Annotated in this window: 19 protein-coding genes; 6 read left to right on the top strand and 13 right to left on the bottom strand. The window is 46.2% G+C overall.

Annotated elements, in window-relative coordinates:
• Positions 1 to 7: 7 nt before the first annotated feature.
• The 9 genes from GTQ48_RS09980 to gmk all read right to left on the bottom strand — a co-directional run bounded on the left by GTQ48_RS09980 (position 8) and on the right by gmk (position 9229).
• A complete protein-coding gene (locus tag GTQ48_RS09980) occupies positions 8 to 817 on the bottom strand; it encodes a hypothetical protein (protein ID WP_163106554.1) in 810 nt (269 codons plus the stop codon).
• Between the two features lie 405 nt (positions 818 to 1222).
• On the bottom strand, positions 1223 to 1696 hold the full coding sequence (locus GTQ48_RS09975; protein WP_032094690.1) for a peroxiredoxin: 474 nt from the start codon (positions 1694 to 1696) through the stop codon (positions 1223 to 1225).
• A gap of 9 nt (positions 1697 to 1705) precedes the next feature.
• On the bottom strand, positions 1706 to 2542 hold the full coding sequence (locus GTQ48_RS09970; RefSeq protein WP_239060070.1) for a class I SAM-dependent methyltransferase: 837 nt from the start codon (positions 2540 to 2542) through the stop codon (positions 1706 to 1708).
• A complete protein-coding gene (gene recG, locus GTQ48_RS09965; protein WP_163106553.1) occupies positions 2535 to 4607 on the bottom strand; it encodes an ATP-dependent DNA helicase RecG in 2073 nt (690 codons plus the stop codon). Before recG ends, GTQ48_RS09970 begins: the two co-directional genes overlap by 8 nt.
• 132 nt (positions 4608 to 4739) lie before the next feature.
• Positions 4740 to 5447, bottom strand: a complete 708-nt coding sequence (trmH, locus tag GTQ48_RS09960) for a tRNA (guanosine(18)-2'-O)-methyltransferase TrmH (RefSeq protein WP_163106552.1) — start codon at positions 5445 to 5447, stop codon at positions 4740 to 4742.
• A 3-nt stretch (positions 5448 to 5450) separates the two neighbouring features.
• On the bottom strand, positions 5451 to 5837 hold the full coding sequence (locus tag GTQ48_RS09955) for a RidA family protein (RefSeq protein ID WP_032094693.1): 387 nt from the start codon (positions 5835 to 5837) through the stop codon (positions 5451 to 5453).
• A gap of 24 nt (positions 5838 to 5861) precedes the next feature.
• The gene (spoT, locus tag GTQ48_RS09950; RefSeq protein WP_163106551.1) at positions 5862 to 7973 is read right to left on the bottom strand and encodes a bifunctional GTP diphosphokinase/guanosine-3',5'-bis pyrophosphate 3'-pyrophosphohydrolase; all 2112 of its coding nucleotides are present in this window, start codon (positions 7971 to 7973) and stop codon (positions 5862 to 5864) included.
• A 166-nt stretch (positions 7974 to 8139) separates the two neighbouring features.
• Positions 8140 to 8412 carry a DNA-directed RNA polymerase subunit omega gene (gene rpoZ, locus GTQ48_RS09945; RefSeq protein WP_163106550.1) on the bottom strand — a complete coding sequence of 91 codons (273 nt, stop codon included), beginning with the start codon at positions 8410 to 8412 and terminating at the stop codon, positions 8140 to 8142.
• Between the two features lie 175 nt (positions 8413 to 8587).
• Positions 8588 to 9229, bottom strand: coding sequence for a guanylate kinase (gene gmk, locus GTQ48_RS09940; protein ID WP_163106549.1), 642 nt, complete (start codon positions 9227 to 9229; stop codon positions 8588 to 8590).
• A 215-nt stretch (positions 9230 to 9444) separates the two neighbouring features.
• Between gmk and GTQ48_RS09935 the strand changes: the two genes are divergently transcribed.
• The gene (locus GTQ48_RS09935; RefSeq protein ID WP_163106548.1) at positions 9445 to 10116 is read left to right on the top strand and encodes an alpha/beta hydrolase; all 672 of its coding nucleotides are present in this window, start codon (positions 9445 to 9447) and stop codon (positions 10114 to 10116) included.
• 117 nt (positions 10117 to 10233) lie between these two features.
• Here the strand turns inward: GTQ48_RS09935 and GTQ48_RS09930 are convergent, their stop codons facing one another.
• Positions 10234 to 11292: a GGDEF domain-containing protein gene (locus GTQ48_RS09930; RefSeq protein ID WP_163106547.1), complete on the bottom strand. Its 1059-nt coding sequence runs from the start codon at positions 11290 to 11292 to the stop codon at positions 10234 to 10236.
• A gap of 268 nt (positions 11293 to 11560) precedes the next feature.
• On the opposite strand from GTQ48_RS09930, the gene hemC reads away from it, so the two are divergent.
• The 5 genes from hemC (at position 11561) to GTQ48_RS09905 (ending at position 17212) form a co-directional block, all read left to right on the top strand.
• Complete coding sequence (gene hemC, locus GTQ48_RS09925) at positions 11561 to 12499, top strand: hydroxymethylbilane synthase (RefSeq protein ID WP_163106546.1); 939 nt, start codon at positions 11561 to 11563, stop codon at positions 12497 to 12499.
• Between the two features lie 10 nt (positions 12500 to 12509).
• Complete coding sequence (locus GTQ48_RS09920) at positions 12510 to 13271, top strand: uroporphyrinogen-III synthase (protein ID WP_163106545.1); 762 nt, start codon at positions 12510 to 12512, stop codon at positions 13269 to 13271.
• Complete coding sequence (locus tag GTQ48_RS09915) at positions 13272 to 14456, top strand: uroporphyrinogen-III C-methyltransferase (protein ID WP_163106544.1); 1185 nt, start codon at positions 13272 to 13274, stop codon at positions 14454 to 14456. It abuts the gene before it with no gap.
• A complete protein-coding gene (locus GTQ48_RS09910; RefSeq protein WP_163106543.1) occupies positions 14453 to 15628 on the top strand; it encodes a heme biosynthesis HemY N-terminal domain-containing protein in 1176 nt (391 codons plus the stop codon). The genes GTQ48_RS09915 and GTQ48_RS09910 overlap by 4 nt, the downstream gene beginning before the upstream one ends.
• A 357-nt stretch (positions 15629 to 15985) precedes the next feature.
• A complete protein-coding gene (locus GTQ48_RS09905; RefSeq protein WP_163106542.1) occupies positions 15986 to 17212 on the top strand; it encodes a threonine/serine exporter family protein in 1227 nt (408 codons plus the stop codon).
• Between the two features lie 60 nt (positions 17213 to 17272).
• Here the strand turns inward: GTQ48_RS09905 and GTQ48_RS09900 are convergent, their stop codons facing one another.
• The 3 genes from GTQ48_RS09900 to GTQ48_RS09890 all read right to left on the bottom strand — a co-directional run bounded on the left by GTQ48_RS09900 (position 17273) and on the right by GTQ48_RS09890 (position 20823).
• Positions 17273 to 18406 carry a YcjF family protein gene (locus GTQ48_RS09900; protein ID WP_163106541.1) on the bottom strand — a complete coding sequence of 378 codons (1134 nt, stop codon included), beginning with the start codon at positions 18404 to 18406 and terminating at the stop codon, positions 17273 to 17275.
• Positions 18406 to 19794, bottom strand: a complete 1389-nt coding sequence (locus GTQ48_RS09895; RefSeq protein WP_163106540.1) for a YcjX family protein — start codon at positions 19792 to 19794, stop codon at positions 18406 to 18408. The genes GTQ48_RS09900 and GTQ48_RS09895 overlap by 1 nt, the downstream gene beginning before the upstream one ends.
• A 267-nt stretch (positions 19795 to 20061) precedes the next feature.
• Positions 20062 to 20823 carry an MBL fold metallo-hydrolase gene (locus GTQ48_RS09890; RefSeq protein ID WP_163106539.1) on the bottom strand — a complete coding sequence of 254 codons (762 nt, stop codon included), beginning with the start codon at positions 20821 to 20823 and terminating at the stop codon, positions 20062 to 20064.
• Positions 20824 to 20849: the final 26 nt, after the last annotated feature.

Raw genomic sequence — 20849 nt, 5'->3', positions numbered from 1 at the left:
AGGTTCCTTAAAATACGTCTTTACGGCCTTTTTCTGCTTCTACAAGCAGTACACGCGCTTTATCGAGTTTGCTTTGCATGGTTTCTACCACGCTACGCACACCGTCTACGCCTTTATCTTGGGAGATAGCTTGCGGCAATGTAACGTTAAAATCTTTTTCCAACGACTCAACTAACGCAGCGTCTTTTGCAATTAGGTCGCCTTCTACCCCTTCAAAGCGCTGAAGGTAAGTATCGTGAACTAATGTGGTAGCCACTTCATTAAGCTGCTCTGCGTATTTGGCCACAACGCGATCTAGTCGAGTTTTAATATCGTCGATAACAGCTGGGCCTGTAGTTGGTTCAACTTCGGTGGTTTGCACTTCACCAACCAGTCCACGCTTTTGATATTGCGACGCAAGTTTAACTGCGCCCAGCGCTTGCCACAAGGCGTGGTTCAATTTCTCTTGCTCGTGGCGTACTACATCAATAGGTTTGCCGTCATCAATGGCCACTTTTACGCCGTATATACCCTGCCAAATTGAGGCATAAATAGGTACATACTGAGTTTCAATTGCCGAATGAAAATCTACTTCTTCCCAATATTCCATTAGGGCGTCACTTTTAAGGCTTTTATCTTTGTTGGCGTAGGCATCTACCACACCGCCAAACTTGCTTTCCAACCACTCGACTTCTTCAGTGTATTCACCGATATGAGCATGCAGATTATTGACATGGTCGCCTATAGCTCCATTCGCCATCGCGTGTCCTGTCACCATAGATAGTGACATCACTGATACAGCCAAAAGAGCACTCATTTTTTTCAATGTTGCTGTCATACTTGTTCCTAAAACATTGTTCTGTAACGTTGGCATCTGCGCAAATGATACTTATTATCATTAACTAAGTAAAGGCAACTCACCTTGGCTACCGGTTGTATACCTATGCTCAAGAGCATGAACTCACTCAATACTGGTCCGTTTTAACACAGGTTTAAAGTGACTTAATCGCCTTGTGTACTCACTACATGCCCGCAGCAGACTCCTTTCTCAAGCGGTCAAAAGCACTGATAGTCATCGAGTTTTTCTCAATTGAGCGCACTTTTTTATGCGATAGATTACGAAAGCGGCGTTATATTAATAAAAATGAGTCTCAGGTACATTAACTCTTTCTTACAAATACGCTAGAAAACAAAAACCCGCTAAAAAGCGGGTTTTTCAATGGATAAGTAGTGTCGAAAGTGGTTATAAACTTTTTAACATAGACTCTGCATCACTCACTTCAAAGCGGCCTGGATCTTCAACGTTAAGCTGTTTCACTTCACCGTCTTCAACAAGCATCGAGTAGCGCAACGAACGTACGCCACCAAAGTTACTTGTATTCATATCTAGGCCTACTTGGCTGGTGAAAAACGCATTTCCATCGGCAAGCATAGTAATATGCTCCGCATTATTTGCTTTACCCCACGCGTCCATAACGAATGCGTCGTTTACCGAAAGGCATATAATACTGTCTACGCCCTTAGCTTTTATTTTATCAGCTAATGCGATGTAGCCTGGCAAGTGAGAATGTGAACAGGTTGGCGTAAACGCTCCCGGCACGGCAAACACTACCACGCGTTTTTCAGAAAAAAGCTCGTTAGTACCAGGATTGGTAATTTCTCCGTCAACTAAAAGGCTAAAATCGACTTCTGGTAAAGTGCTTCCAACTCGTAACATGCTGCTCTCCTATTTATTTTGACACAAATACACATCAAATCTGTGTTTCTTACTTTCAATAGCCATTGATGGTTTTTCACCTGCTAATACATCTGCACTGTTTGGACGTTTAACCACCACGCGGTGTGTAGCAAGCTTAAGCGCCGGCGGTAATAACGCATCTGCATCTGGATCGTGACCAAGCAATTGTTGAAACAACCGCATTTCTTTTTTCACAAAGGCTGATTTCTTTTTATGTGGGAACATTGGGTCTAAGTAAATAGCATTCACACTCTCACCTTCGAAGTATTGCATCACCTCTGCACTATTTCCATGTTGAAGTGAAATTCTCTCAGCAAGTTCTGGAAAATGTATCGCTAGTCGCCTAATACCGTCTTCTAATAACGCGGCAACGATGGGCGAACGCTCTATCATGGTAACCTTGCACCCCACACCTGCCATAACAAAGGCATCGCGGCCAAGCCCGGGTGTGGCATCTACAACATGCCAGCTGTCATTCCCTTTTAAGCCAACGGCTTTCACTATGGGCTCTTTCCTTCCGCCGCCATGCTGCTTGCGATACATGCTGGCAGGAGAGGCAAAATCAACCTCAACGGGCAGTACCTTTTTCTCACTGGCATCGGCTAAACCCAGTACATTGTCTTTTATCTGTAAATACAACCCCTCATTAGGCTTGTTTTCTTCTATAAGTATCGCCTCGGCCCACTTTACGGCCACGTCGTTAAGTAGCAGTCTGTCACCTTCATACAAGTTACTGCTTGTGTCGGTAGCAACCGTTACCGGCATTAGCACTGAGGGTGTGGGAACCGAGCGGTCTGACGCACTAATGTTTGTATTATTAGGCATTGCCATACTGCTCCTTATGACCAATCCAGCGATTAATAATGGCCTGCGCATGGGAGGGGTATTTGTCCCACATGGTATAAGCAATCTCTTGTACTTTAGGGATGAGCGCTGCATCGCGCACTAAATCGGCTATTTTAAGCTCTGCCATGCCGGTTTGCCGCGTGCCCATAAACTCACCCGGCCCGCGTATTTCTAAGTCTCGCTGAGCGATATAAAAGCCATCGCTACTTTCTCTTAATACACCTAGTCGCTGAGTGGCGGTTTTAGATAGCGGGCTTTGATACATAAGCACACACTGGCTTTCCACCGCGCCGCGCCCAACTCGACCGCGCAGCTGATGCAGCTGCGCTAAACCAAGGCGTTCGGGATTTTCGATTATCATTATGCTTGCGTTGGGTACATCTACGCCCACTTCAATGACCGTGGTGGCAACCAGCAAATCAAGCTTCCCTTCTTTGAAATCGGCCATGACTTGGGCTTTTTCAGCAGACTTTAATCGCCCATGCACTAAACCAACCTGTAAATCTGGCAGTGCGGTACGCAGGGTAATAGCAGCCTCTTCGGCTGCTTGGCATTCTAATACTTCAGATTCATCTATTAGCGTGCACACCCAATACGCTTGCCTGCCGTTGTCTTTGCATGCCTGACGCACCCGCTCTATAACATCCGCGCGACGGGTATCGGGCAATACCACCGTAGTAACTGGGGTTCGCCCCGGCGGTAGCTCATCAATAATTGATGTGTCTAAGTCGGCGTAGGCCGTCATGGCAAGGGTACGCGGTATGGGCGTTGCCGTCATAATAAGTTGATGGGGAAAGCGCCCTTGCTGCTCGCCCTTATCTCGCAGTGCAAGTCGTTGATGTACGCCAAATCGATGCTGCTCATCAACAATAACTAATGCCAGCTGCTGGTAATTTACGCTTTCCTGAAAAACAGCATGGGTACCCACCAGCATTTGCACATCGCCGGCTTCAAGCCTTGCCAGCACATCGCTTCGAGCTTTGCCTTTAAGCTTGCCTGCTAACCAGCCTACCTCAATACCTAGTGGCTCTAGCCAACCTCTAAAATTATTAGCGTGCTGCTCTGCTAATAGCTCGGTGGGCGCCATTAACGCCACTTGATGACCTGCGCCAATTGCTGATAAAGCAGCAAGGGCTGCCACTAGGGTTTTACCCGAGCCTACATCGCCCTGCACCAGTCTCATCATAGGTCTGGCGCGCTGCATGTCTAGCTGAATATCTTTCACTACCCGCTGCTGTGCGCCGGTAGGCGAGAATGGCAGCTGTGCCAGCATTTTTCCAATCAGGTTGTCATCTACTTTTATGGCTATGCCCGGCTGGGCGTCTGACTGCTTACGTACTTTAAGTACGCTTAAGTTGTGGGATAATAGCTCTTCAAGAATAAGACGGTATTGAGCAGGGTGAAGCCCCTCTTCTATTTCATGCACATCGGCATCTGGAGGCGGGCGATGCACTGTGTGCAGGGCTTCATTAAGGGAAACTTGATTATCGTAGATACCCTCTGGCAATAAATCTGTTAAAGCGCCTTTATCTAAAAGCGCTAATGCCTGCTCGGTTAAGTTGCGAAGGGTAAGCTGTTTAATGCCCTCTGTCGTTGGATAAACAGGGGTTAACGACTCTTCAATTGGCGGCGCGTCTTCATCTACCACTTTAAATTCGGGATGCATCATTTCGATGCCCCATTTGCCCGTGCGAATTTCCCCAAAACAACGAACTACGTTGCCAGGGGTCATCATTGTTCGCTGCACTGCACCAAAGTGAAAAAAGCGCAGCGTTATTGTGCCCGTGCCATCACTAATTTTGACGACCAGCATTCGCTTTTTGCCATACTGAATATCGGCATTCATCACTTCGCCCTGCACACTTACATGGGTAAAAGGACGGCATTCAGCAACACTGTAAACGCGAGTTCTGTCTTCATAGCGAAGGGGAAGATGAAATAGAATATCTTGCAGCGTAAACAAGCCGATTTTGTTGAGTTTTTCTGCCACCTTTGCGCCTACCCCTTTAAGGGCAGTGATAGGTGTGGTGGCGAGTGCTTGCATGCAGCCTAATCCTCAATTCAAACGGTTGATTGTGATACTAAAACGATAAATGAAGTGTAAAGGATTGTTGCGGGGTTGGCGAGTACGCTTTAGGCCAGTTTTTACTGACTGGCCTTAGGCTTACACCACTTGCTAGTTGGCTTCTAGTGCTTCAGCCTCAGCTTTGGTTATTTGCATTTCACGCCACCAACTTTCATCGGCAATCACTTCACCCATGTTATTGATTGCGGGATAAGGCAGGCCTTTGCGTGTGCATAACTTAAACAAACGCGGATAACCATTTTGAAATGCCAATGCTTGGCACTCTTCCTCTGGTAATTGCTGGTTGTTGTACATACCGGCAATAGTGCGCTGGCGCTGGGCTTCATAAAGCACAAGCGCTGCCGCTACAGACACGTTTAGCGACTGCACCATGCCCATCATAGGAATAACAATGTCCTGATCGGCAAGGCCAATAGCTTCGTCAGTGGCACCGTATTTTTCCTGACCAAACAAAATGGCGGTGGGTTTGGTGTAATCCACATCGCGAAAATCGATAGCCGAGTCAGACAAGTGAGTAACCAGCACCTGCATATTCTGCGCTTTCAATGTGTCCATGGCACTACCAATATTGTCGTGATTGGTTTGACGCACCCAATCTTGACTGCCCATGGCGGTACCGCCACGAAATTGGTATTTCTTTTCCCACACCGTGTGCACACGATGAATGCCTACGGCATCGCAGGTGCGCACGACAGCTGACACATTATGTGGTTTATGCACATTTTCTAAGCAAACCGTAAGGTCGGTTTGCCTTTTGTCCAGCACAGATCGTATGCGCTGATAACGCTCTGGCGACATGGCTTACTCCGGCAGCTCCATAACTCCGTCTATCTCTATTTGAGCGCCTTTAGGTAGTGCAGACACCTGTACCGCAGCACGAGCTGGGTAAGGCTGGTTGAAATAACGGCTCATTATTTCGTTCACTAACGCAAAGTGACCTAAATCGATGAGAAAGATGTTTACCTTTACTAAATCGTTAGTGGTGCCGCCAGCTGCTTCACACACTGCTTTTAGGTTTTCAAATACCTGAACGGCTTGTGCTTCGAACTCTTCAGACACCATTTCCATTGTTTCTGGTACAAGTGGAATTTGACCTGAAACATATACCGTAGTGCCGGCTTTAGCCGCTTGGCTGTAAGTACCAATAGCAGCAGGTGCCTTATCGGTCTGAATAATAGACTTAGACATAAATATTCCTAAATTTTGATAAAATTAGTGTCGAGATTGACTGTGACGAGACACTCTTTGAACCTCTGGCATGGTGCGTATTTTCTTCATAACGCGGGCCAGGTGCACGCGATTGTGCGTGGTTAGCTCTAGGTCAATAAAGTAGATGTTACTCTCTTTCTCTTCGGTTTGCAGACCAATAATATTGGACTCACACCCAGAGATAGTGTTTGTTAACGTTGCCAGCGTACCTTGATGGTTAATCAGCTCAATGCGAAGTGACGCTTTAAACTCACCCTGAGGTTCATCGTCCCATTGCATAGGCAGCACGCGCTGCGGCTCTTCTTTGCTTAGCTTGCGAATATTATTACAGCCCGTTTGGTGTATGGTCATGCCTCGACCAGGACTTAGCACAGCAACAATTTCGTCATCGGGTATGGGGTGGCAGCAACGAGAATAATTCACTAACAAGCCTTCTGTACCGCGAATAGCGACGTTGCCTTTCTTATTGGATAGATCGGTTGTGCTCTCGCCCAATAAACGCCGCGCCACAATGGCACTTAACTCGTTGCCAAGGCCGATATCCACTAACAAAGCATCAAAATCGGAATGCTTCGTTTCAGCCACCACGCGGTCAATGTCTGCATGGGGAATTTCATCTAATTTCACACTGCCAAGGGCATGTCGTAATAAACGGTTACCCATATTCACAGCTTCTTGAGAATGCTGCTTACGCAAATACTGGCGAATGCGAGTGCGTGCTCGGGCGCTCACCACAAAGTTAAGCCAGTTTGCATTAGGCTTTGCCCGTGGCGAGGTAATAATTTCTACCGTCTGCCCATTTTCTAGTGGCTTACTTAAACTGAAATTACGACGCTCTACACGCACGCCAACACAGGTGTTACCTACATCGGAGTGAACTGCATAAGCAAAGTCCACAGCAGTTGCGCCCATAGGAAGTTCTATAATGCGGCCATCGGGAGTAAATACGTAAATTTCATCCGGGAACAAGTCTGTTTTTACCGATTCGATAAATTCAAACGACGAACTTGCTGATTGCTGAAGTTCTAATAGGCTTTGTGCCCATTTTCTGGCCCGCATTTGCGCTGTGGTGCCACTGTCACCAGGCTCTTTATAAAGCCAGTGCGCGGCAACGCCTTTGTCTGCCATTTGGTCCATTTCGTGGGTTCTAATTTGAACTTCCACCGGAATACCATGGGGGCCGATAAGTGAAGTATGCAGCGACTGATAGCCGTTGGTACGAGGAATCGCAATATAGTCCTTGAAGCGGTTTTCAATAGGCTTATACAAGCCGTGCATGGCACCAAATGCTCGATAGCAGTTGTCTACAGAATCCACCACGATGCGAAATGCATATACGTCCATGACCTCGCCGAACATAAGCTCTTTGTTTTTCATCTTTCGATAAATAGAGTACAAATGTTTTTCACGGCCTAACACGTTAGATTCAATGCCATACGCATCTAACCGAAGACTCAGCTCTTCGCGAATATTCTCGATAATTTCTTTTCGATTGCCTCTAGCCTGGCGCACTGCAGATTTTAGCGCACGATGACGCATGGGATACATCGCTTGGAAACCCAAGTCTTCAAGCTCATTTTTAATATCGTGGATACCCAAGCGGTGGGCAATAGGCGAATAAATCTCTAACGTTTCAAGAGCAATGCGACGGCGCTTGTCTGGTCGCAAAGACCCCAGCGTTCTCATATTGTGGGTTCGATCGGCAAGCTTAATAAGAATAACCCTGATGTCTTGTACCATGGCCATCATCATTTTACGGAAGTTTTCTGCCTGCGCTTCTTGTTTGCTGCTAAATGCAATTTTATCTAGTTTACTTACACCCTCTACCAGTTCAGCAACCGTATCGCCAAAGGCTTTGGCAAGGTCGTCCTGACTGTAGTGAGTATCTTCAATAACATCGTGTAGTAAAGCAGCCATGAGGGTTTCATGGTCCAGATGCATATCGGCAAGTATGCTGGCTACTGCGACAGGGTGTGTGATGTACGGGTCGCCACTAGAACGCATTTGACCATCGTGGGCCTCTTGAGCCAGAATGAAGGCATCTTGAACCAGCTGCACTAAATCAGCGGGCAAATACTTAACAACTTTCTGCTTTAAACCTTCAAACAAATACACAGTGTAAAATGGCCCCTAATTCCAGTATTACCCTTAGAATACGTTTATTTTCGCATTAATCCAATACGCTAAAAGCAAAGCGCCAGTGCTTTTTTCAAAGCACTGGCGCAAATTTGCATGTAACCGCCCTAAAAAGGGTTGGTTACATCGTCTATCTGAATAGAATTTACTGTTCAGATAGGATATTCGCAACAGAAGAAAACTCTACGTTGTCTTCACGCTCTTGTGTTTGAAGAGCATCTTGTTCAAGGGTGGCTGCTGTAACCAAACCTTCTTCAATTTCACGCAAAGCCGTTACGGTTGGCTTGTCGTTTTGAACGTCAACCATAGGGTCTCTCCCGCCAGTGGCGATTTGACGTGCACGACGAGCAGCAACTAGCACTAGGTCAAAGCGGTTACCAATTTTATCTACGGCATCTTCTACAGTTACGCGAGCCATCTATTTCTCCGAAAATCAGGTTGAGCGAGGAATACAAAAAACAGCCACGCAGTATACACGCATACCAATTGCGATCCTAGCACTTTGTTGAAATATAACACAGTAGGATCGCGCCGATCCTACTGTGTTAGGAGAAGCGCGAGCACTGAGTGTTAATTGAGTTTTGCAGTGCCTACTAAGCAGTACCTAGCAGCGAGTCGAATAGTGGCTGATGGCGAATTTGTTGCTTTGCAGAGCGCAGGCGCTGGGCAGTCACAATTGCCTCTAATTCATTTAATGCCGTAGCAAAGTCATCGTTAATAATGATGTGGCCGAACTCGTTAAAGTGGGACATTTCATCCACAGCCTTCGCCATACGACTAGCAATAACTTCATCGCTGTCTTGGCCGCGGTGATTCAAGCGTTGCTCTAAAACATCTAATGATGGCGGTAAAATGAAGATGCCGCAGGTATCGGGCATTAGCTTTGTCACTTGCCGCGCACCTTGCCAATCGATGTCTAGGAATACGTCTATTCCACGATACAGCGTTTGCTCGATAGTCACTCGCGACGTACCGTAATAATTACCAAACACTTCCGCGTATTCAAAGAAAACGCCTTGCTCGATTAACGCTTCAAACTGTTCGCGTGTAACAAAATGATAGTGCACCCCGTCTACTTCGCCAGGCCGAGGTTGTCGTGTGGTGTGCGATACAGACACCTGCATGGGGGTGTTAGCATTGCCCTCATACTTTTCCATTAATGCCTTGATAAGGCTAGATTTTCCAGCCCCAGAGGGAGCTGCAAGAATAAACAAATTACCGAGTAGTGAGGCCATGTAATAATAAAGTTTTGTTAAAGTATGGTGATTTTATATGTCAATGATAGCATATTGGATGTTCATGCCGTAACTATCACGTAAGCAAATACCCTGTCGCTGTGTTTCGAGAAAGTGAGTCAGGTTTATTACGTGTTTTTAGATAGCAGAATGAATCACAACGAAACAACCCGCCGATGAAGGTTGTGAATAATAACTCACTAGGAACAGAGACAATGACCCAACCACTTTTACCCTGTGTAGAAAACACGCCTTCTTCCACACCAGATGCCTGCGTTATTTGGTTACACGGCCTCGGCGATTCAGGGCATGGTTTCGCGCCAATTGTTCCAGAACTCAAGCTTCCAGGCTCTATGGCAATTAAGTTTCTTTTTCCTCACGCTCCTGAACGCCCTGTTACTATTAACGGCGGTATGAGAATGCGAGCTTGGTACGATATAAAGTCTCTCGATTTTGAAAGTCGCGCCGATTTAGATGGCGTAGAAGAATCTGCACGTCTGGTAGAGCAGCTGATTAACGCGCAAATAGACAGCGGCATTCCCGCAAATCGCATTGTGCTTGCAGGCTTTTCACAAGGCGGCGTAATTGCGTTGCATCTTGCTCCTCGATTTAACGCAAAACTGGCAGGTGTGTTGGCGTTATCCACTTATATGTGTGAACCCTCATTGCTAGCAAATCAAGCCAACGACATTAATAAACAAACACCGGTAATGATGGCTCACGGAGAGCAAGACGAAGTGGTACCTGTATTTATGGGTAATGCCGCGTTTAAAACCATGACAGAAAACGTATTTAACGCCACATGGCAAACCTACACGATGCAGCATAACGTATGCATGCAGGAGTTGAATGATATCAGCGCATGGCTGCAGTCGGTGCTTTCGTAAGAGTGCTTTGTATGGAATGAGGTTTTGTGAGCTCAGGTTTTATGGGCTTGCGTTTTGAAAAGCCGGGCTTAAGAGAACGTGTCTGGCTGTTTTAACTTAAGCCTTAAGCCCTGAACCTCACACAACCTTGTTTCTGCCGCTGTTTTTAGCTTGATACAAGTTGTCATCGGCCTGCTTTAATGTCGCATTGATGTTGCCATCGGTTAACGCGGTTGCTACGCCAAAACTTGCCGTTATCTTGTGATGAATATCACCTTTATCAAAAGGCTTGGCCTCCACTTTAGCGCGAATAATCTCGGCTAATTTTACCGCCTGAGTCAACGTCGCTTTTGGAAATATCACCAAAAACTCTTCGCCACCAGTGCGCGCTACAATGTCCGTTGTGCGCACTGCGCTTTTCATTATCTCGGTAAACTGTATAAGTACTTCATCGCCCACATCATGTCCGTAGGAATCGTTAATCACTTTAAAGTGGTCTATATCAACGACAACCGTGCTGAGTGGAAAGTAGCTGACGGGGTCTTTCGACACTTTTTCAAAATATACCGCTTCTAAGAATCGTCGGTTTGGCAGTTTAGTAAGGGGGTCGGTGTTGGCCTGACGCGTGCGCTCTAGGTTTTCTTCTAGCATTTCCTTTCTGCTCTGATGCCAAAAGTTTTCCGCAATAAAGGCAACGCAAATAAAGCACCCCATAGAGATAAGAAAACGGGACACGTCTTCTTCAGCGTATTGTGCGTAAATAAGATGCTGATTAAATAGCATAACAACAGCCAACATCATGGTGGCTGCTACATAAAGTAGCGCTGGCCTAAAGCTCACTACAATAATCTGAACAAAGATAAGCGGGTATAAAAAATACAGGCCGGTATTGTTGTATCCCCCCGTGTAAATAAGCGCATTAAAAGTAAACAGAACAATAAGACCTGCTACATAATAAGAAACGTCTGAGTGGGGAAAAATATGCGAGGCTATTACGTTAAGGTAAATAACCGTGGCTGATACTGCCAGCGCGGCAATTAAAAATGGGTTATCACCACCTACATTTATTCCCGCCATAATAGCCATGAGGGTGCCACCTACATAGGAAATAAAATACAACGTTAAGCGGCGACGCCTTGCTTCAGCTTCGTCCTTGTGCGCGCCTTTTAATAGGTGGCGTAGAAATGAATGTTCCATATACCTAGCTCTTACTCATTAAACGTAGTGGTGGCACTTCAGACGGTGCCTCTTTAAAATTTTAATACGCGGGACTCAATGCATTTGTTCCATATAAACCAGAGGAAAACCACGTGAATTCAACACATTTTTGTCTGATATGCGTATAATATAGCTTACGTTTTCCTGAGTATAATTCTAAATGTCAGGTATCGCATCCAATTTGAGCAGCATTATAGCCTAGTGTTAGCATCGACATCATTTTAACTATTTATAGCGTGGAATTATCATGAGTCACCAAGGTACGTCTCGCACCATTCGAATTGCAACCAGAAAAAGTGCACTAGCGCTATGGCAAGCCGAGTATGTGAAAGCAGAGTTATTAAAGCACTATCCATCGCTAACCGTTGAGTTGGTGCCGATGAGTACGCAGGGCGACAAGATTTTAGATACACCCCTTGCCAAAATTGGCGGTAAAGGCCTTTTCATTAAAGAGCTTGAAATTGCCATGCTTGAAGGCCGAGCCGACATTGCTGTGCACTCAATGAAAGATGTACCGGTGGCGTTCCCTGAGGAGTTTGGGTTACACGCCATTTGCGAACGTGAAAATCCGTTTGATGCTTTTGTGTCTAATCACTATGACAGCGTAGATGCCTTGCCAAATGGTGCCGTAGTTGGAACCAGCAGCCTGCGCCGTCAGTGCCAAATTCGCAAACACCGCCCCGACCTCATTATTAAAGACTTGCGCGGTAACGTTAATACCCGATTAGCCAAACTTGATGCCGGCGACTACGACGCTATCATTTTAGCGTCGGCGGGCCTTATTCGATTGAACATGCAAGACCGCATAAAAATGGCATTACCAGCTGAAGTGTCTTTGCCAGCAGTAGGCCAAGGCGCTGTAGGCATTGAATGTCGCAACGACGATTCCCAGCTTATTGAATTATTGAGCGCGTTAAACCACGACGAAACTCATGTGCGAGTAACTGCAGAGCGCGCAATGAACGAGCGTCTTGAAGGCGGCTGTCAGGTACCTATTGGTAGTTTTGCTACCCTCGACGGTAATACACTGACACTAACCGGAATGGTTGGAAAACCCGATGGCACAACATTACTGTTTGCCTCGGCTACCGCGTCTGCAGAAAAAGCAAAAGACATTGGTGTTGAAGTTGCCGATGCGCTTCTAGAGCAAGGCGCTGGCGAAATTTTAAAAGCCCTTTACGAGTAAGTAACCCCAAGTGCTGCTTTTTACCCGCCCTCTGCCAAAGCTTGCCTCTAGCGCAAAAGCGTTTGATGCTGCCGGGCTTGATGCAGTGGGCGCGGCCACCTGCGACATTGTTTACGTGAAATCGGAACGCAATGCTATTAGTACATTTTTAGCAGAAACGAGGGTAGATGTGATCATTGTCACCAGTGTTTACGCTGTTGATGCGGCTGAAGATGCGGTGCAGTCACTGATTGAAAAAGCGGTGCCTAACAGTAGCCTACCGTTAATTATTGCCGTTGGTGATGCCACTGCTAAAAAACTTCATCACGCCCTTTGTGCTATACCACAGCAAATATCACCGCTCGTTATACTGACTCCTGAGATACATACATCAGAAGGTATATTGGCTATGCCTCTACTCAATGAGGCAAAGGGCAAACAAGTGGTTATTATAAAAGGAGAAGGCGGTAGACAGCTCATAGCTGACGGACTGACTGCAAAAGGAGCCTCGTGTCAGAGCTTCTGCGTATACCGAACCGAGCAACTTACTGACCCAATTTACACAAAGTGCTGGAAAGTTGAAGATGTTCGCGGCATCATCGCTACAAGCGAAGCAATGGCAATGCAACTTATACACAGCCAAGGGCATGCAATTTTATCTCTGCCCTGGCTTACGGTTAGCGAACGCATAGCCGTATCGCTGAGAAAACGTGGAGTGACAGAGGTGTTTGTATGCCACCGTGCCACTGACCAAGCGTTGATTGCTTGGGTAAAGGACAACTGGGAGTATTGAATGGCCGATAATAAAGATAATGGCGTGCAAGATAGCAAAGAGACTGATGACGCAGTGATTGGTGTCGATGTAAAACGCAATGCAGAAGATTCAACAACTACTGCCAAGCCAGACGCCAACAAAAAGGCAAAAAAGAAGTCATCTGGAAATGGCCTACTGTGGTTTGTCGTTTTTATTCTCTTCTTATTATTAATAGGCCTCGCCGGCGCTGGCTACTGGTATTACACGCAGCAGCAATCAAGCAGCAGTTCTATGACAAGTGCACAGCAGCAAACTACGGCAAAGATTAATGCATTAGCTTCTGCAAAAGACGACGTAAACAGCACGCTTAGCCGAATTGCTCGTGATAACGACGCTTTAAAAGACACCATTAGCGATCTTCAAAAGCAAAACGAAACTCTGTCTTTACAAGCAGAGTCTACCCTTGAGCAACTAAATCAAATGGAAGGGCGTCGCCCAGCAGACTGGCTTATTGCCGAAGCTGACTATTTAGTGCGTATGGCTGGGCGAAAGCTGTGGCTAGAGAACGACGTTCGCACCGCTATCTTATTGCTAGTAAACGCTGACAAACGCTTAAAATCGTTAGCCGATCCGTCGGTATTGCCCGTACGCGCCGCATTAGCACAAGATATTCAAACCCTTCAGCAGCTAAACCCTGTGTCGCAGAGTTCGGTAGCGTTAGCGCTAACTGGCATGGTAGCGCAAATTGATAAACTGCCCTTAGACACTTTTGAAAAGCCTGAAGATAAAGACGCTGCAGATAATGCCCTTTCTGAGTCTACCGACGACTGGAAAGACAACTTAGCAAAAGTATGGCACTCATTAGTTGATGACTTCTTAACGGTAAAATCTATTGAAGGCCCTATTGAGCCGGTATTGTCGCTAGAAGCGCAGTTCCTTATTAAAGAGCAACTGCGACTGCAGCTTATGCACGCACAATCTGGTGCATTAACTGCCGACGCCGGTCTTTATAAACAGTCTCTGCAATATGCACAAACCTTGCTTATTGAAAAGTTTGATACAGAGAAAAGCCAGGTAAGCGGGTTTGTTAACGCTTTACAAAACTTGCTAGAAACTGATGTGGCGCGCCCTATTCCTACCGAGCTTGTATCGCAAAAGCCGCTAGAGCAACTTCTAGACCGCCGTGTTAAACAGGTCTTTGGTCAAGGAGCAAGCGCACTATGAAATGGTTAGCTATTGCCCTTGCGGTATTAGCCGCATTCGTTGTCGCGCTTATTGTTGGGCCTATGATTTTAGGCGACAAAGGTTACGTATTAATATCCCTCGGTGAAACCGCGGTAGAAATGACGGTGATCAGCTTTTGCATTCTGGTAATAGGCGCCGTAATCGCCTGGTACGTGCTGTCTCGATTAACACTTTGGGCGCTTAGTTTAATTACTGGCTCTCATCGCTGGTTTGGCACCTTAGGCGAACGCAAGCGCAAGCGCGCCTTTTATGATGGCTTACACGCCATGGCCGCAGGCGATATTGAATTGGCTCAAAAATCGTTAGGCAAAACCACTAACGGCGATTTTGAAGGGGTAAATTATCTTGCCTCTGCGCAAATTGCGTTTACAAGTGGCGAGCTAAACAAAGCCCGTTACTTTTTAGAGCAAGCAAGTGATTACGCCAATGCAAAAGTAGCCGCTACGGTTATGCAAGCTCGCATTGATATTAGTGAAGGTAAACATACCGAAGCATTAGAAAAGCTAAATGCGCTAGATGAGAAAGACCAAGAGAATAAGCAGGTTATTCGCCTTAAAGCACAAATACTAGCGGAACTGGGTAAATGGCAAGAGCTGCAGAACAAACTATCAGGATGGCGAAAAGCCCTGGCGAAAGAGGACTACAAAGCCTGGTCGCAGCGCATTGCCAAAGGTAAGTTTGCAGAAATTGCCAGTAAGCAAGGCGCTGTTGAGCTTAAGAGTTACTGGGAAGACTTACCCCGTAAAATGCGCAACGACGATATTTATCAGGCAGCGTATGTTCAGCAGCTGCTCGACCAAGGCATGCACTCTGATGCGCAAACCTTATTAGTAGAATGGCAGAAACGAGGGCCAAACAGCAGCTTATTCCCTCTGTTTACTCAGCTTAACATTCCCGATTCGTCGCCGTCTCTGCGCCTATTAGAGGGCTGGATTAAAAAAGACGAAAAGAACATCGAGCTATACTCTACCTTAGGACAAGTGGCCTTTAATTCCGGCGACGATGTATTGGCAGAAAAAGCGCTACTAAAAGCCACCAAAATGGCATCGCGCAGAGAAGACTTACTACTACTGTCAGCCATTAGCGAACGTCAGCACGATACCGCAACAGCACTTCAGCTTTACAAAGAAGGGCAACAAATAGCGGGCTAATGTGGCGTGGCACACCGTGTTTTTTTACACGTAAGCTAAACAAATAAGCTACACAATTTAAAACGCGCTTTTATGAAAATAAAGACGCGTTTTTTTGTACCTGCCACAGTAGAACCTGCTATAGCGCAGTATTATTTTTTCTAATATCAAAAGCGAGAAAATTTGTTTTGCTTTCGCAAACAAGCGCCCGTACACTCCGCACAAATTTTAGCCAGACGTTATGTGTTGCCCTATACTTTTTTAAGCAGCATGTATGGCTGCATCTTTAAACGCTTTTTCACTCGCTATTTAACCTGAATCCTGTTTAAAGAATGGTGCAAGTATTTGTTTTTGGCCCTAACTCACTAAGGAACGCTGTTGGACACAATTGAATTTATTCAAATTCGAAAGTTTATTGTTAAGCTTGGCAAAATGCTGCACAAGTACGGTACACCTGCATTCAGACTAGAGGCCTACCTAACTGAAATTGCCACGTACCTGGGTGTCCACGCCTCATTCATTTCTACGCCTACGTCGTTAACCATCGTTATTTGGAGCGATCGCCACGAAGACGAATACAACCACTCCGCGCGCCTAATGCCTGGAGAGTTAGACATGAATGCGCTCTCGCTAACCGATGAGCTAGCCAGCTCCTTATTAAAAGGCGAACTCTCCTTAAGTGAAGCCAATACTCGCCTAGACGAAATAGACGCAATGGGTAGCCTATACGGCAAACTACCAACCGGTATTGCTTATGGCATGGCCACCGGCGCATTCGCTATGCTGATGGGAGCCAGCTGGTCTGAAATTGGATGGTCTAGCGCTCTTGGCTTACTTGCCTTTGTATGGACGCTTTGGGCGACCCGCTCTAAACGAGTTAACTTAATGCTAGAGCCAATGACCGCGTTTATCGCAGGCCTATTAACTTGCGCCATTGGCAGCTATGTAGACCCTGGCATTAACATTCCCCTCGTTGTGCTGTCATCGGTAATTGTATTTGTTCCTGGTCTTGCCCTAACTATGGGGCTAGCGGAATTGTCTTCGAGGAATATGGTGTCGGGAACAGCGCGTACCATGGATGCCATTATGCAGTTATTTAAACTGTATTTTGGGGCATTTCTTGGCGTTACTGCAGGCTTTAATTTGTTTGGCGAAAACATCTATACTCCGGCGCAGTCACTTCCTTACTGGGCAACCTGGCTATCGGTATTATTGCTGTGCATTGCCCTAGTGGCCATTTTTAGAACCCGAGTAAAGCACATACCGTGGGCATTGGCTGCAGCTTTTATTGCCTACAGTGCTACAGCGTGGAGTGCCGATTACATGAGCCCAGGCTTAGGCGCATTCGTAGGCGCATTTGCATTAGGCATATTTGCCAACGGATTTACCCGCATTGCTAACCAACCGGCGACCATTGTGGCTATGCACGGATTAATAGTATTGGTACCAGGCTCAAAAACCTACATTGGGCTGAACTCGTTTATGACAGGAAAAGACTTTGTGCAGGCTGATCATTTAGGCCAAGAAGTGTTTCTCATTTTCATGTCCTTAGTGGCAGGACTCATATTTGCCAACGTCGTTATGCCCACGAAAAAGGCGCTGTAACAGCGCCTTTTTCATCATATTGAGACTCGACTAACATCTCTTTAAAGCCTATTTGAAACCTTATTTAAGCAACGCGATAAGCGCTCTGCCAAGTCTTGCATTTAGCGCACCTGCGGCAATGGCTTCGGCGGAGTTTTCCATAAATTTAGCCGATAGGCTGCCACCAATTTGATTGGCGACTTCGTCGGTGGCTAAATCAAAGATACCCTGCGCGGCAATGTTTTGCGCCAACACTTTTAATAACTTCCAGTTACCTGCTGTACTTGGGCGTAAGCCATATACCCGGGCCATGCGACGTATTGTGCGAAAGCTTATCCAGATTACCGCAAAGGTTTGAATAAGGTTGTTTGGGCTAATAAACGCTAAACTACCGGCTGTTACCGACTCTTTATTGAGCACCTTGTGGGCCTTCGCTTGCACTGGGGTTAATACCGTATCTTCATAAAGCCCAAGCAGCTCGATAGCCGTCATATCGCTTTGCACTGTTTGCTTGTAGCGCGCAAAACAGTGAGCCGCATAAGAGCCTTTTGTAAAACGCTGTCCATGAGCGGTAAGTACGCGATTAACGTCATTAATACTGATATCACTTTGCTTTGCTGCATCCCTTTTTTCTTGCAGCAATATACGAATAGCAGCAGCGTCATTCATTGCTGTATTAACCTGCTTATAGCCTCGCCATTCACGAAAGCTTAAATAACTAAATGTGCTGACAAAACCTGCTAGCAGTGCGCCTAATACGCCTGTACCAATGGGATGCTCGCTCACATTGGCCACTAAGGTGGTGTAAGCATCAAACGTAAAAAAACCTAAAACCGACAGCATACCAAATATCAGGGTTGCACTGCCTAACGACACCCCTTCTTTTTCTACCTCTAAGGTCCAGCTATCGTTTTCTACTTGCGCGGGCAGCTTAGTTTCCGGGGGCTCTATATCAAGGGTTTGCGTCGTCACTTTTGAACGATAAGGCGCTTTGTATTCGGCTTTATTTTCAGAGCTGCGGTCGGCTGTTTGATCAGCTTTAGCATTGCCCCAAGCGTCGCTATTATCGTAATTTTTGCCGTTATGTGCATCAAACCCGGCTTCTGCAGCCCTATTTGTTTCGGGCTTATTTTTTAAGTGCGCAGGGCCTTTGGAAGGTGCATCATCATCAAAGTCATCACTGGTATAAAACGGGCCTTCATTACGCTCTTTCATTATTGCTCTCCTTTACCCAGTAAAAATTGTAGAAGCCTGTCTAGCCCTTTGCCGGCTAATATTCTGGCCTTAAAGTCTGCGGGCACCTTTGCATGAGGCACGGGGAAATGCGCCCCCTCTTCCATTTCTTTTAACGCACTAGGCACAGGTTCAAACGTAGATTCAACGTAAGCACCATCGCTATTTTTATAACGAATTGCCTGCGGCGTGCTGCCTTTGTCTGTTACCTCTATAGCCGACACTAAAAAATGCTCAAACTCAATGGGCTTGTCGGTAAAGCGAGCTCTAGCACCTTCGGTAATCTGAGTCAGTAAACTCAGTAAATTCTCGCGCTGACTAACAGGAATTAAATCGGCTTTTGTTGCCACAAACGCTACTTTTCCTATCTGCTCTTTTTTCAGCACATTGCGCGAAAACCAGCTGCTTTGCCCGTACACAAAGGTATCAGCCAAATGACTGAGGGTTTCTTTTAGCTGATATAAATGCTGACGACTGTGATTAAGCCCTTCAAACAAATCGACCAAGATAATTTGCTTGTCGGTCTCTTTAAAAATTGACTGCTTCAATGGGGCTAACCATTTGTCTTGAAACGCACCAAAATGCTGTTCAAACGCTTTGTACCACGGATGCGATACATCGCTGGTAATGCTTGAGGGCAATGGCGTAAAGCCAAAGCTTTGCCAATCGAAATCGCTGGAGTCGAGTAAAAAACTGCCTGGCTGCAGCAAAGATATTCCTTGGCGCTTGGCTTCAATTAGATACTGCCTGTATGCATGCACAAGGTGTTGAATGCGCTCTGGCGTTGGAGGCTGCTCAAAGTCAAAGCTGTTAACAACTTGCTTCCAATCGTGCGCAAAGTGCTGTTGCGGCCCGCCGCTTAGTTGGGCCCATGCAGAGTCTGACCACTGTGCATAGGTTTTACTTAGCATGGGAATGTCGGTTATCCACTCGCCGGGATAGTCAATAAATTCAAACACAATGTCGGTATGGGGAAGTACGTGGCGCTTAATCGACGCTGTTTGCTTTAACCTAACAATAAGCTTAAAACCGAACGCTTCTTCTGTCGCCGCGGGCCACTGACCTTGCTCTAAAGCGGCCAAGTTTTCTGCTTGGGGAAAAGACTTATAGCCCTCTAATGGCTCAATTCGAATATCGAGCACCTGAGATGGCGGTAAATAACGCAACAGCGGTAAGCAGGCATAACCTTCCTCACTTCTACTTTTCAGCATAGTGACAAGGCTAGTAAACAGCATAGACTTTCCGCTGCGACTTAGCCCAGTAATAGTGAATCGATGTGTTTCTTTACTAAAAACATCCGCTAACGTGTTGCTTGTCAGCGACGCTGCTGCCATTGTTTTATCGAACAATGCGGCAATATTTTTTTGCATAGTAGAGGTTATGTCCCGTTTTGTGCGGCTATTAACATCGCTATAAAATGGCTAGTAAACCGCTGCGCACTGCTATTCACAGCGCTTTTAAAGCAGCGTGGCGCGCAAGCAAAAGTCTGCATTGTGTAACACGCAGCGTAAACTATCGATAGTACATTCTATTAATAGTGGTTCTTTAGCTGTTAAAAGCAAGGGCGGTGCCACATATTAACGCTGGGCATTATTTAACATTCCATTACCGTTCAGCGTTATAGAGCGTCATTCAATCTAATGATTTTTGGTGACACCAAACAGCTTTTTCTTGATGCGGTTTTTACTTGAGTGCCAGTGGTTCTTTGGCTTTATAGGGGCATTATCGATGACATGCTCAAAGTCTATATCACTTTTAGCCGTAGGCGGCACGTGGGCACAGAAGAAGGTATCTATAGATGATTGAGCCAAGGTTTTTAAACTTTCTCTGTACTGATTAGGATGACAAAGCGGGTATGGTGGAACCAGTTTTCCTTTTACCTTTACCAGCACATCGGCAATGTAGGCTTGCTTGCTAGGCACGTGCATAACTGAAAGGTCGTGATCGGTATGCCCCGGCGTATAAAGCACCTGCCAGTTAGCAAAAATAGGTAGCGTTTGTTTGTCTTTTAAAAGAATATCGGGGGCAAGAATCGGGTTATACCAAATAGACTCTTTCGCTTTGCCTATTCTATCTGCCACCCACCAAGTGAGTAATAAATCGATAATATGCGCAGTGCGCCCCCCAAGCCCTTTATACCAAGCTGCAGCTTTAGGGTGAGATGCTACCTGCGCGCCCGTTCTTTCGCGCAAGCGCATTGCACCACCGGCATGATCGGGGTGCATATGAGTAACGACTATCAGCTTTAAATCGCTTAATGGCCGCCCTAACGTACTCGTAATATACGAGCACACTTTGTCTACATCCGCGCGACTGCAGCCATCTAATAACAGCAGCCCCTCGCTATCTTCGGCAAGATAAATATGTTGTATATAACCTGACAACGTATGAATTTTCATAGAACAACCTAAATAAGCACGTGTCG

The organism is Alteromonas genovensis, assembly GCF_010500895.1.
Classification (GTDB): Bacteria; Pseudomonadota; Gammaproteobacteria; order Enterobacterales; family Alteromonadaceae; genus Alteromonas; species Alteromonas genovensis.
This window is presented reverse-complemented; position numbering and strand designations above follow the sequence as displayed.

Bases quoted from the DNA above. Each gene is read 5' to 3' on its own strand.
- GTQ48_RS09980 (WP_163106554.1), bottom strand. From the start codon at position 817: ATGACAGCAACATTGAAAAAAATGAGTGCTCTTTTGGCTGTATCAGTG.
- GTQ48_RS09975 (WP_032094690.1), bottom strand. From the start codon at position 1,696: ATGTTACGAGTTGGAAGCACTTTACCAGAAGTCGATTTTAGCCTTTTA.
- GTQ48_RS09970 (WP_239060070.1), bottom strand. From the start codon at position 2,542: ATGCCTAATAATACAAACATTAGTGCGTCAGACCGCTCGGTTCCCACA.
- recG (WP_163106553.1), bottom strand. From the start codon at position 4,607: ATGCAAGCACTCGCCACCACACCTATCACTGCCCTTAAAGGGGTAGGC.
- trmH (WP_163106552.1), bottom strand. From the start codon at position 5,447: ATGTCGCCAGAGCGTTATCAGCGCATACGATCTGTGCTGGACAAAAGG.
- GTQ48_RS09955 (WP_032094693.1), bottom strand. From the start codon at position 5,837: ATGTCTAAGTCTATTATTCAGACCGATAAGGCACCTGCTGCTATTGGT.
- rpoZ (WP_163106550.1), bottom strand. From the start codon at position 8,412: ATGGCTCGCGTAACTGTAGAAGATGCCGTAGATAAAATTGGTAACCGC.
- gmk (WP_163106549.1), bottom strand. From the start codon at position 9,229: ATGGCCTCACTACTCGGTAATTTGTTTATTCTTGCAGCTCCCTCTGGG.
- GTQ48_RS09935 (WP_163106548.1), top strand. From the start codon at position 9,445: ATGACCCAACCACTTTTACCCTGTGTAGAAAACACGCCTTCTTCCACA.
- GTQ48_RS09930 (WP_163106547.1), bottom strand. From the start codon at position 11,292: ATGGAACATTCATTTCTACGCCACCTATTAAAAGGCGCGCACAAGGAC.
- hemC (WP_163106546.1), top strand. From the start codon at position 11,561: ATGAGTCACCAAGGTACGTCTCGCACCATTCGAATTGCAACCAGAAAA.
- GTQ48_RS09915 (WP_163106544.1), top strand. From the start codon at position 13,272: ATGGCCGATAATAAAGATAATGGCGTGCAAGATAGCAAAGAGACTGAT.
- GTQ48_RS09910 (WP_163106543.1), top strand. From the start codon at position 14,453: ATGAAATGGTTAGCTATTGCCCTTGCGGTATTAGCCGCATTCGTTGTC.
- GTQ48_RS09900 (WP_163106541.1), bottom strand. From the start codon at position 18,406: ATGAAAGAGCGTAATGAAGGCCCGTTTTATACCAGTGATGACTTTGAT.
- GTQ48_RS09895 (WP_163106540.1), bottom strand. From the start codon at position 19,794: ATGCAAAAAAATATTGCCGCATTGTTCGATAAAACAATGGCAGCAGCG.
- GTQ48_RS09890 (WP_163106539.1), bottom strand. From the start codon at position 20,823: ATGAAAATTCATACGTTGTCAGGTTATATACAACATATTTATCTTGCC.